Source organism: Acinetobacter sp. YH12072 (assembly GCF_013419565.1).
Classification (GTDB): Bacteria; Pseudomonadota; Gammaproteobacteria; order Pseudomonadales; family Moraxellaceae; genus Acinetobacter.
In genome coordinates this window covers 41,138-54,361 of sequence record NZ_VOZV01000004.1, presented here as the reverse complement: position 1 = coordinate 54,361, position 13,224 = coordinate 41,138, and the positions used below count along the sequence as shown (strand labels likewise).

Genomic DNA, 13,224 nt, shown 5'->3' with positions numbered 1-13,224 from the left:
GCTCCATCTCATTTTTCAGGGGAAACGATGGCAATTCATGTTATTCAGAGTCAACGCATTGATGTGCTTTTGGATAGTATGCTGCGTATCGTCAACCAGAGCGCAAAAAATCCCTTGGCTGTGTTACAGCCGCGGCATTTTATTGTGCCATCTCCTGCAGTCGAGGCCTGGCTGACCCAAAAAATTGCCGAGAAAAAGGGCATCAGTGCCAATACCCAGTTTCATCATCGGATCCGTGCCTTTCAGTGGACTTCCTATCAGTGGGTGCTGAATAATCCCAAAGAAGTCGAACAGGTTCGTGAAGCCAATATTCCCCGAATTATTATTAAATGGCGGGTATTTCAGGCATTACGTAAATGCATTTTGCCTGAGCAGATTCCATTAGAGATCGATCATCCACTGTATTCGATTATCAAACGGATTTATGACAGCGCAGATCGTCTGGAACAGGGCACAGAGAAGCAGCTGAAAAAACAAAGCATGCTGTACTGGGTATCCGAACAGGTCTCGCGCCTGTTTAGCCATTATATGGATTACCGTGGCTATTGCGCGCGGAATTGCCCACCACAGGAATGTCGTTGTCCCACTAACTGGCTGGCGTCCTGGGGGCAGGATATTGCGCTCGATCTTGAGCAGATGATCTATATTCCTAAAGATGAAAATGGTCATGAAATTCCGGTGGCAGACTTCGTCAAGATTCAGGCACGCGAACTGGAAGCCTGGCAGCGCTGGTTGTGGCAGCATGTCTTTCAGGATGATTATGCCAAGATTCTGGACATCGAACAGATGTACTGGGAACGTCTGGAAAATGAAGATACTCAGGTACAGGCTTTAAAGCGTTTGCCAGAACAGGTCGTGGTCTTTACCTTGCTAGAATTGCCACCGAGTCAGCTGGATTTCTTGCGCCGTCTCGGTCAATACATCGATATTTATATTTTCCACTTTAACCCGTCACAGGAATACTGGGCCGATAGTGTCGATCCAGACTGGAAAGCACGTTATGACCTTGGCGTGCAGGAACGTTTCATCAAGAAATTTGAAAAATCTCAGGGACGTTTGCCGACTGATACCGAAATCCAGCATTTCTTTGCAGCCTTTCAGTTGAACTTTAATGCCGAAGACCGAGAATCGCGTCATCCCTTGCTGACCCGCTTTGGCAAGCAGGCACGTGATCATTTCTCGTTATTGTCCAAACTGTCTTCAGGTGAAGAAGGTCTCTGGGCCGATGCTTTCGTGGATGAATATCAGGATAAGTTACTGGCCAAAATCCAGTCGGATATTTTGTACCTGCTGGAACCGGAAAAACACCAGTATCCGCTCAAACCCGACGATGATTCGGTACAGATTCATGTCTGTCATTCCTCACTGCGCCAGCTGGAAGTCTTAAAAGAACAGATGATTCACTGGCTGGCCCAAGGCACGGAAGATGCCCCACGTCAGCCGAGCGATATTCTGGTGCTGGCCCCGAACCTGAAAGAGCTGGAACCGGCAATTCGGAGTGTCTTTGCACCGCCGCCACGAGAACGGGAAGGCAATAGCCAGCGTCTGCAAAAAGATAATCTGTATTTACCGATTCAGATTGCCGGGGTGTCCCGACTCGATGTCAGTAATGCCTGGCGCGCGGTACTGGGCCGGATTCAGCTGGTGCATCGACGTTTCAGTATCGAAGATTTTGCCGACTGGCTCAGCCTGAATGCGACCCAGCAACTATATGCGCTGGACTACGCGCAAGTTGAGCGCATGTTGCAGTTACTGGGCGAAGCGGGCTTTAAACGCGGTCTGGATCAGCAGCATTTACAGCAAAGCCTGACTGCCGGTGATGAAGACTACCGCTTCAGTTTTAAGTTTGCGCTGGATCGGCTGGCACTCGGGCTTGCAGTTCCGGAACATGCCCTGTTTCAGGATACCTTAAGCTATGCTCGGGTCTTGAGTAGTGATTTTCCTCTCATTTCGACTCTGATCCAGATTTATCAGGATCTGGTACAGCGCCGTGACTGGCTGATTTTGCATGAACAGGGACAACGTACCCCGGTAAAAACTTGGCTGGAATATCTGCGTGAAGACTTGAATGAGTTCCGTGAAGCCGGGGTTGAGTCCTTAAAGACGGTCGCAGAAATCATTGACAAGCAGATGCGGATGCTGACGTTGGCCGATTACCATGATCAGGATGATCCGCAGGCCAGCCAGGAGCTGGTCGCCTTAAGTCTGCCATTGCCTTATGTACTGGAAGAAATTCAGAATACGTTGGAGATGCAACTGGATCAGGCCGAGCCGACCGGACAAATTACCTTTAGTCAAATCGGCCAGATCCGTCCGTTGCCGTATAAGCTGGTGGTGATGCTGAATCTGGATACCGGTAAATTTCCGAGCCGGAATCAGCAGGTGCCATTTGACCTGATGAACAGTCTGAAGCCGCAACTAGGGGATCGTTCCCGTCTGGATGATGACCAAGGTGCTTTTCTGGATGCATTGCTATTGGCGCAGGACAATTTATGGCTGTTCTATAATGGCTTTGATGTTGATGATGGTGAAGCGCGTGATCCATCCACTTCATTGCAGGAACTGATCCAGCATATTGCCCTGATCTGCCAGTCAGACCAGCCCGATGCTGAAGTCGATGAAACGGTTGAGCTGAATGGTTTGAGCGTGGCTAAACATATCCGTCAACTCTATCATGTACATCCATTACAGCCGTTCGATCCGATCGGTTATGTAGAGTCTCATACTCCACGTTATCAGACCCAGTGGTTTGCTGTAGCAGAATATATTCGCAGTGCAGAAGGCAAGCGCAGTAGCTGGATCAACGCCCATTATCCAGCATTGATGCAGAAAGAAATCCGGGTGCTGAAAGGGGATGAGTGGATTCGTGACATGATTTTCCCGGCACGCCTGTTCCTGAAAAGTGTTGGTGTTTCCAGTGTGAGATATACCGATCTGCCAAGTTCCCGAGAACCCTTATTGCTAAATAAGCTGGAACAGTATCAGGTCCGTGATTTCCTATTACAACAGGATCAAGAGATTGAGCCACAGCTGATGTTGGACCGCTTACCGGTCGGAAAAACTCAGGAAGCGACCTGGCTCAGCAGTCAGCAGGAACAGCAATCGCTAAAAGAACGTTTATTGCAGCTGAATAAAGAGCTGACACCTGTAACGCAGCAAACTTGGCAATATAACCCTGAATTGCTGATTCATATTACCTTGCCGCAAGTGCCGCACAGCAATTATTGGCTCAGCATGCAGTCTTCCTCCGCTTCGGAAAAACGTCGGGCACAGGTCTGGCTGGAATATCTGCTCTGGCTGGCCTATCTGAATAATGATGAACTGTCGCCGCAGCTGGAACGGATTGTCATTTTCAGTAATAAAACCCTGAAATTCTCCGGACTGCGTTCTAGTCAGGCACGTCATCATTTACAGGCCTGGCTGAAAGCTTGGGAAGTGGGACAGACCCAGCCGCTGGTATTGCCTGCCGAATTGCTGATGAAAAAGGCCTGGGAATGGACTGAAAATGAACAGGGGCAGATCACTATTGCCGAGATGCAGGAACTGCTAAAGGCCTGGAACAACAGCTATGAAAGTGCCAAGCCTTTGGCCAGCGATGAATCCAGCCAGCTGCATCAGGACTGGCAGTTTATTTTGCAGGATCAGGACCCGGATCTGGCCTTGCAACGCTGTTGCCATGACTTTGCCCATGCGCTATATGCGCCGATTCATGAACATCTGGAATGGATAAAAGAACAATGACCATGTTACCGAACCAGAGCAGTAAAAAGATTTCAACCAATCCGATTCAGGACATGCGCTTTAGCGGCCTGCACTGGATTGAAGCTTCGGCGGGGACGGGTAAGACCTATACCTTATCCAGTTTGATGGTGCGGATTTTTCTGGATCAGTATTATCCGCATCAGGTGATTGCCACAACCTTTACCCGTAAAGCCACAGCTGAACTGAAAAACCGGGTACGTCTCAGAGTCGAGGAAACGCTAGCCTTCATTCAGCGTCATCAGGAGCTGAATTCGGTCGAAATCACCGCCAAAATCCAGGCTGAATCGGATCCGCTGTTCCAGCAGGTGTTGAAAGATTATGGCTCACGCATGGACTATGCCCGGCGCCGTCTACGTCTGGTTCTGAACCAGCTGGATGAGCTGTTTGTCGGAACACTGGACAGCTTTAGCCAGAAATTATTACGTGAATTTGCTTTTGAAAGCGGCAAGATTGAACGGGCTGAACTGACTGAAGATCAGGATCTGTATATCCAGCAGCTGATTCATGATGTGTTGCGGGAATGGATCCAGCAGCAGCCGCAATATATGATCAATCATCTATATCTGCAAAACCTGTTGAAACCAGTAGAACATTATACTGGACTAGTTCGTGATGCTCTAAATTTCCGTGTGCAATACTTTCAGAAGGTAGAAAAAGTCGAATGGGATCTGGCTGAACTAGAGCACTGCATCCAGCGCTTATTCGATGTGCATGAATATGAAATTGAAATCATTCGGGAGTATTGCCAGAATTCTCCGAAGTATTTTCATAAGAGTTTTTTGACCAGATTAAGTGACGTTTGTGAAAACTTTATGACCTGGATGGCGGCACTGAAAACCAAAGGTGTGATGAGCTTTTTTGATCCAGAACTGCATGCGATCTTATTGAATCTGTGTTATTTGCGCCGTAAGAAAACCGATTTTCAGCCGACGACTCAAGTGTTTAACAAAAGCTGTCCGGAAGAAGAGCAGCAGCAGATTCTGCAACATAGCCTGATTCAGGCCATTGATGGATTGTGCGAAGTCAAAGAGAAGATGGATGCACAGTTGAAGCAGCTGACCACCTATCTTGAATATCATATTATTCGCAGTGTGCAGAACCGTCTGCCGCAAACCTTGCAAAAACAGGGTGAAACCACATTTTCCCAACAGATTCGAACCTTGGCTGAAGCTTTACAGGGACATCAAGGTCAACGCTTTGCCCAGTTTGTACAGGCACGCTATCCACTCATTCTGGTGGATGAATTTCAGGATACCAACCAGGATCAGGATGATCTGCTGGCTAAAATCTGGCGTGATCCGAATCGAGTCAAAGCCGGTTGTATGATCATGGTGGGTGATCCGAAACAGGCGATTTACGGTTTCCGTGGCGGTGACATGCTGACCTATAACAAGGCGCGTACCGATGTGCTGCAAAAGCAGGGCCGTGAATATACTCTGATCCAGAACCATCGCTCGGTAAAGCCTTTAGTCGAGGTGGTGGACGCGTTGTTTCAACGCCAGATAGATTTTGGTGAACAGGTGCATTACACCCTGATTCAGGCGGGGAGCCGGCCACATCCGGATTTAATCGATAAAACGCTGAGTAATCCGCATCCACTACGCTGGATTCAGCTCGGTGAACAGGACGTTGAAGCCGATCAGGTGGTCTGGAAAATCCGCCAGTTATTGAATCAGTCTGAACAGCAGCAACTGTATTTCCAGCAGGGCGACAACGTTCAGCATTTAAAAGCGGATGATATTGCAGTTCTCAGTTTTGGCCATTATGCGCTGGAACAGGTCAAGCAGCGTCTGCAACGCATGGGGATTCCCTGTTATAAGGAATCCAAGCAAAGTGTCTTTGCCAGCCCGGTGGCTCAGGATGTTGCTGCTGTTTTGACTGCGATCATGGAGCCTTTTAACGAAGCCAAAGTCAAACGTGCTTTATTGACCCGTTTATTGGGCTTTAACCTGAAAAAGCTAATCGAACTGCAAGAGCAGAGCGAAGGTCTGAGCCGTTATATTGCTGACTTTGATGCCATCCGGGAAATGTGGTTTGAAAAAGGGTTTCTGACTGCCTGGAATTATGCCTTAAACCTGTTTCAGGTCTGGACCAATCTGGTCGCGAGCCAGAGTCTGGACAATGAACGGGTAGTGGTGAATTTACGTCACCTGACCGAAATTCTGTGCCAGCAAAGTGAATATTATCAGGGTGCTCAAAAGCTGTATCACTGGTATCTGCGTCAGTTGCAATCACCTTCAGGCAAGGACAACGAAAAAGAACGTAAACTCTCTGGCGATCATGGGGTACAGCTCTTAACCATCCATGCTTCCAAAGGTCTGGAATTTAAAGTCGTGTTCCTGTTGGGTGCCGATGCACCTTTTGATGTGAATAAAGGAAATCTGAACTTTTCCCTGTCAGCCGCGGAAAATGTACTGGAACAATCCCGGGTGATTGCAGTTAATCATAAGGACTTGCATGAGCAGGCGATTTTGCAAAATGCGGCCCGTAATGCCGCAGAAAATCACCGGCTTTGGTATGTGGCACTGACCCGGGCCAGTCACCGGGTTTATGCCATGCTGCAAGATCAGAGCGGACAGGCGGATTCAGGCCTGGCATTCTGGCGTGGACAAGGTGAGGCGGCCTTTCAGCATGCCCTAAGTCTGCTGGAACAACCTCTGGCTTCTGAGCCGCCTAGAATTGTGGCAAAACAGACAGAAGCACCGTTACAGATGCAGGCTCATCCTTTACCGGAGCGACAGTTCTATCCACGGACTAAAACCAGCTTTACCGCGCTGTCACAGCATCTCCCGCATCAGGCGATATTGCAGGATGATCTGGTCATCGCTTCTGAACGTCCGGACAGTGCCGCAGATGAAATGAATCTACTGGAACTGGAACAGCAGATAGCCAGTCAGCCACTGGACTGGATCAGGCTGAATTTTCCAAAAGGCACGGTAGCCGGAACCTTCCTGCACAGTATTTTTGAGCATATCGATTTTCAGGATCGCAGTTACTGGAATCTGGAAATCCGTCGTCGTTTTAAAAATACGGCGCCACAAATCTGGCAGGAACTGAAAGAGAAATTTCATCAGGCCTTTCATATTCGTCCATTGTTACAGCAGGCATTTACCCCGGGCTATCAGACGGCCTGTGTGAATTTACAGACCCTGTTTAGTCAGGTGGCCCGTCAAGGTCAAATGCAGCCGGAAAAATTGCAGCAGAGTATGCAAAAAGTACTCTCCAGCCTGAATTATAAAATCCTGACCGGAATTCGCCTGCATGATCAGAGTGAAGCTTATCGTCAGGAATGGCAGCAGTTTTTCCGTTCCGCTCAAACATTCGATCACTCTGAATGGTTGAACTTCTTAGGGCAGTTTCAGCGCTATTTTACAGAACTGGATGATGAACCTTTTATCCTGTTTTTCGAACAGGAAATAGCGCAGATGACGCCTGCTGAGACAGCAGCGCAACTGGATGTAGAAGCCGTTTTTCAGCAGGCATTCGATCATTTCATTGATGAGATGACTGAGGATCTTCTACTCAATCGGGTTCATGACTGGCTCAAAGAAATTCTGGCTGCACCCCTACAGGAAGACTTCAGCCTGGAACAGTTGCAGCAAGGTGCGTATCTGTCCGAGTTTCCGTTTTATCTGTCTTTAACCGATGCACCGTTACAGATTCGTCAGATCCAGCAACTGTTTGCCGAGCATGATATTCTCATGCCTGATTTTAATGAGGCAAAATCGGCACGCTATCTGACCGGTTCTATCGATTTGGTTTATTTTGATGGCCAGCGTTATCATATTGCCGATTATAAAAGCAATTTTCTCGGGCCGGATCAGCAGCATTACACGGCCGAGGCCATCCAGCAGAATATGACCCACTCCAGTTACTGGCTGCAAGCGGCCTTATATCTGGTGGCATTGCATCGTTATCTAAGCGTGAACATGCAGGGATATGACATGCAGCAGCATCTGGGTGGGGCGACTTATCTGTATTTGCGCGGTATGAATGGTCAGGCTGAACAAGGCGCTTATCACTGGCAGCCTGGTCTGGAATTTATTTTGAAACTGGATGAAATTCTGGGCTATTTTGAGCAGAAAAAATCAGCATAATTTTGATGATTTATAAAATTTTAAGAGTTTAAACAGAAGATTATCCTGTGGATAACTTTGAGGATAACTGTGTGGAAAATGAGCAAATTCACGTGTCTCAGCAATCAGCCCATTTAATGGCCTGGATTGACTATCTATGTCAGCCACCGTTCAGTTCGGCGACCTTTGATGCTGCCGCAAAATTGCTGATTCAGCAGCTCCTTGAAGCGATGCAGGAGGGCAATAGTTGTATTCCGGCTAGTGCCGAGCAAAAAGCTCTATTGCATCATTTGGTATTGGATCGTAGCCAGCAGGCTCAAGGCATTGCACCTTTTATTTTTGAAAACCAGCAGTTGTATTTATACCGCTACTGGCAGCTGGAGCAGGCAGTCGCTACAGAGATCGCCCGGATCAAGTCTCAAGCCATCATGCCGGTTGATTTAAATGAGCGTGATCGTAATCTCCTGACAGATCCACAGCAAAAGCAAGCGCTGGAAATGGTCGCCAAGCAGGGGCTGAATATTATTACCGGTGGACCAGGAACTGGTAAAACCTACACCTTGGCACATATGATTGCTGTACTGCATGAAGCCTTGCCTAATATCCGGATTGCGATGGCCGCTCCGACGGGTAAAGCTGCACAGCGGATGCAAGAAGCCTTGCAAAAAGCTTTATATAGTGAAAAGTTACAAGCTTTTGAACTGGAGGCTTTAAAGCAGGTTCAACCCGTTACTTTGCACCGCTTACTGGGCTTGGGGCGGTTGGGACGCCCACGGTTTCATGCCAAGCAGCCTTTACCCTATGATGTGATCGTGGTTGATGAAGCATCCATGTTGGACTTAAGCCTGTCGCAGATGCTTCTTGCTGCAGTGCCAGATTCAGCCCGCTTAATTTTATTAGGCGATGCAGACCAGCTGGCCTCGGTGGATGTCGGCACTGTACTGGCAGATTTACAGCAGACTTCTGTTCTGGCAGATAATCGGGTCAATTTAATCACGACACGCCGTTTTGCTTCAGGCGCCCGGATTGGTGCGATGGCGCACTTTATCCAGCAGGAACATGTTCCAGCATCGGTTTTAAACCAGTTTGAACAGCAAGTGGTTGCTGCGAGTGAGCTGCAAGCAATTGCACTGGATCAGGTAGAGATTGACCAGTTGCAACTGCAATATCTGCCAGAAATAAACCCAACTACAGGTCTACAGTTAGACCCATATTATGATCAACTGATGTATGGCTATCAGGCTTATGCAGACGCGATCAAGCTGGCTCAGGATCAGGCTGATTTTGATCAATATGTGCAGCAGGCAATTCAGTACTTTGATGATTACCGGATTCTCACCGCAATCCGGCATGGTGATCTGGGCTTGAATAAAATCAATCAGCAGATTGAACAGCGTTTTCTGGCCAGTGTAGGCAAGTTAAAACAGGGCGACTGGTATACCGGTCGACCAGTGATGATGACTTATAACGATTATCAGCTGGGTCTGTCCAATGGTGATATTGGCATCTGTTTCTGGAGAGAACAAGAAGGACAGTCACAATTTGAAGTGTATTTCCCGAGCTTAGAAAAATGGGTGCTGGCGACCCGCTTACCGAAAAGTATCGAAACGGCATTTGCTTTGACGATTCATAAATCGCAAGGTTCAGAATTTACTCATACGGCTGTAGTACTCGATCAACAGGCCAAAAATTTGCTGAGTAAGGAACTGATTTATACAGCGATTACCCGGGCCAAAAAAGTTGTGAGCTTACTGGTAGATCGCGACGCGTTTACACAAGCGCTATGCGTCAGAACCACACGAAAGAGTGGCTTAAGCGAAAAAATACTTGAACAATGCAACAATCTATTGGCAAAAAATAAATAACTGTTGTAGGTAAATGCTTACATGGATTCAGGAAATTGGCGCATGGAGCTTTTACTCGGTTTTTGAGAAGATTGGTCACACAAAAGAACTCAACACGGAAAGTTGGGTATAAATCGCATAATAAGAACAAGAATGTCATCAGACAGCGAACTTACAGTGAAGTAAGTGAAAGAGGAAACTTACAGCCGCTAAGCCTTGTAGTTTTGGGAGAGACTACAAGGCTTTTTTATATCTGCCGTTAATGGAATTTTGCCGTAATCTTATAGTTCAATTAAGTTGGCAGAATAAGTAAATTTAAGTAAATAGTGTAATTAAAAGATATATAAGTGTAATATTTTGCAAATTTCGATGACAATTTTGTACGCAATGGCTTACAGCGAGTGAGGATAAATGCCTCTATGAGCATTTCGACAATATGGCAAAATCTACCACACAAGGAAGTTATTTTTAGTCAGGAAGATTTGAAAATAATAAAGCGTAAAACGCACTAAAAAAATAATAAATAAAAAATGATAATAGAAGAAACTACAGCGCGAAAAAGCCCGAGTTTACTCGGGCTTTTTTTTTATCATTTATTTCTAAGCGCGACCAGAAATATTTTAAATATAAAAAGATCAGTTAATTTCTGCAGTTATCTAAACAGCTACTCGTAAGCCGGATCAAGTCCAATTCCTGAAATCCGTTGTAAATTGAACCATATGGGATTTATTCATATCAACAAATAAGCAAAGACATCTGGCAACCGACACCCTCAAAATTCATGATCTATTTTTGCAATCTGACGCAATTTCCCTTAAAATATGCAACTTGCTGTAGTGATGCACGGCAGTCAATGTATTGAATTCTCATTACTTTGATTTTTATCAAGATATATAAGCATCTCGGAGAAATCGAATGGCTTTAACAAACGCAGATCGCGCAGAGATCATTGCTAAATTCGCTCGCGCTGAAAATGACACTGGTTCACCAGAAGTTCAAGTAGCTCTTTTAACTGCTCAAATCAATGACTTACAAGGTCACTTTAAAGAGCACAAACACGACCACCATAGCCGTCGCGGTCTGATCCGTATGGTTAACCAACGTCGTAAGCTTCTTGACTACCTAAATGGTAAAGACCACGGTCGTTATGTTGCATTGATCGGTGCTTTAGGTTTACGTCGTTAATTCGATTTAAACTTTATTTTCGGGTTTATTGCATGCCTTATGCTTTACAGCTGAAAACTAAAGTCGGTTTAGCCTTTGGCTAGATCAGGGGAAGGGGCGAATGTTCGCTCCTTCTTTGTGTTTAAAAATAGTGTTTATTTCTGGTGAGGTCGGCTTCTAAGCTTTGTCATTTACCCGTCCATTTGGATGTGAATGCCAAACCTTAGGGGTCTCCACTAGAATAAAATCAGGAAAAAATAAAACATGTCGATGTTTAATATTGTTCGTAAAGAATTCCAATTTGGCCAACATCAGGTTGTCCTAGAAACAGGTCGTGTTGCGCGTCAAGCCAATACTGTATTGATTACTATGGGCGGCGTAACTGTATTGGTTGCTGTTGTTGCTCAACCAACTGCTAAAGCAGGTCAAGACTTTTTCCCACTGACTGTTAACTATCAAGAAAAACAATACGCAGCTGGTCGTATTCCTGGTGGTTACGGTAAACGTGAAGGTCGTGCATCTGAAGCTGAAACGCTGATTTCACGTCTGATCGACCGTCCAATCCGTCCATTGTTCCCAGAAGGTTACTATAACGAAATCCAGGTGACTGCGACTGTTGTGTCTTCTGACAAGACTATGGAAGCTGACATTGCAGCAATGCTGGGTACTTCTGCAGCACTTGCGATCGCAGGTACACCATTCCGTGGTCCAATCGGTGCGGCACGTGTGGGTCTGATCAACGGTGAATACGTTCTAAACCCAAGCTTTGAACAATTGAAAGAAAGTGATCTTGATCTTGTCGTTGCAGGTACGGAATCTGCAGTACTGATGGTTGAATCAGAAGCGAAAGAACTTTCAGAAGACCAAATGCTGGGTGCAGTATTGTTCGGTCATGATGAAATGCAAATCGCGATCCAAGCAATCAAAGAATTCGCGACCGCAGCTGGTGCGAAAGAATCAACTTGGGTGGCTCCTGAGAAAAACGAAGACCTTCGTGCAAAACTGAAAGAAGCATTCGAAGCGAAAATCTCTGAAGCATATACCATTGCGGTGAAACAAGACCGTTATGCAGCACTTGATGCACTTCAAGCAGAAGCGCTCGCTCAGTTCGTTCCAGAAGGTGACGAAACTGGTCTTGCTGATGACGTAAACGAATTATTTGAAGATCTTAAATACCGTACCGTACGTGACAACATCTTGTCTGGTAAACCGCGTATTGACGGTCGTGATACTAAAACTGTTCGTGCCCTTGATGTACAGGTTGGCGTATTAGACCGTGCTCACGGTTCTGCATTATTCACACGTGGTGAAACTCAGGCATTGGTAACTACTACTCTGGGTAATACTCGTGATGCGTTGATGGTAGATACCTTGGCTGGTACTAAAACTGACAACTTCATGCTTCACTACAACTTCCCTGCATATTCTGTAGGTGAAACAGGTCGTGAGTCTGGTCCTAAACGTCGTGAAATCGGTCATGGCCGTCTGGCTCGTCGTGGTGTTCAAGCCGTGCTTCCAGCAGCTGACCGCTTCCCGTACGTAATCCGTATCGTATCTGACATCACTGAATCTAATGGTTCATCTTCAATGGCGTCTGTATGTGGTGCTTCTCTATCATTGATGGATGCCGGTGTTCCACTTAAAGCACCAGTTGCGGGTATCGCAATGGGTCTAGTGAAAGAAGGCGAACGTTTCGCAGTTCTTTCTGACATCTTGGGTGACGAAGACCATCTTGGTGATATGGACTTTAAAGTAGCGGGTTCTGCTAACGGTATTACTGCACTACAAATGGACATCAAGATCGAAGGTATTACTGAAGAGATCATGGAAGTTGCATTGAACCAGGCTTATGCAGGTCGTATGCACATCCTGAATGCGATGAATCAAGTAATTTCACGTGCTCGTCCAGAAATTTCTATGCACGCGCCGACTTTCCAAGTGATCAACATCAACCCTGACAAGATCCGTGACGTGATTGGTAAAGGTGGTGCGACTATCCGTCAAATCACTGAAGAAACTAAAGCTGCGATTGACATCGAAGATAACGGTACAGTACGCGTATTTGGTGAAACTAAAGCTGCTGCACAGGCTGCGATTGCAAAAATCCAGGCACTGACTGCTGAAGTTGAGCCAGGCACAATCTACACAGGTAAAGTGATTCGTATCGTTGAATTCGGTGCATTCGTGAACATCCTGCCAGGTACTGACGGTCTGCTTCATATTTCTCAAATCTCTAACGAACGTATTGCCAACGTGGCTGACGTATTGAAAGAAGGTCAGGAAGTGAAAGTACAAGTTGCTGACGTTGACAACCGTGGTCGTATTAAATTGACCATGAAAGACATCGAACAAGCATAATTCGATTACTTTTAAGTCTG

Annotated in this window: 5 protein-coding genes; all 5 read left to right on the top strand. The window is 46.4% G+C overall.

Annotated elements, in window-relative coordinates:
- Nucleotides 1–27 precede the first annotated feature (27 nt).
- The 5 genes from FTU19_RS03030 to pnp all read left to right on the top strand — a co-directional run bounded on the left by FTU19_RS03030 (nt 28) and on the right by pnp (nt 13,204).
- On the top strand, nt 28–3,741 hold the full coding sequence (locus tag FTU19_RS03030; protein WP_180057685.1) for an exodeoxyribonuclease V subunit gamma: 3,714 nt from the start codon (nt 28–30) through the stop codon (nt 3,739–3,741).
- The gene (locus FTU19_RS03025) at nt 3,738–7,859 is read left to right on the top strand and encodes a UvrD-helicase domain-containing protein (protein ID WP_180130102.1); all 4,122 of its coding nucleotides are present in this window, start codon (nt 3,738–3,740) and stop codon (nt 7,857–7,859) included. The genes FTU19_RS03030 and FTU19_RS03025 overlap by 4 nt, the downstream gene beginning before the upstream one ends.
- Before the next feature lie 71 nt (nt 7,860–7,930).
- Nucleotides 7,931–9,703 carry an exodeoxyribonuclease V subunit alpha gene (recD, locus tag FTU19_RS03020; RefSeq protein ID WP_373683613.1) on the top strand — a complete coding sequence of 591 codons (1,773 nt, stop codon included), beginning with the start codon at nt 7,931–7,933 and terminating at the stop codon, nt 9,701–9,703.
- Nucleotides 9,704–10,597: 894 nt separating this feature from the next.
- Complete coding sequence (rpsO, locus tag FTU19_RS03015) at nt 10,598–10,867, top strand: 30S ribosomal protein S15 (RefSeq protein ID WP_004637724.1); 270 nt, start codon at nt 10,598–10,600, stop codon at nt 10,865–10,867.
- A gap of 249 nt (nt 10,868–11,116) precedes the next feature.
- Nucleotides 11,117–13,204, top strand: a complete 2,088-nt coding sequence (gene pnp, locus FTU19_RS03010; protein ID WP_171505581.1) for a polyribonucleotide nucleotidyltransferase — start codon at nt 11,117–11,119, stop codon at nt 13,202–13,204.
- Nucleotides 13,205–13,224 lie beyond the last annotated feature (20 nt).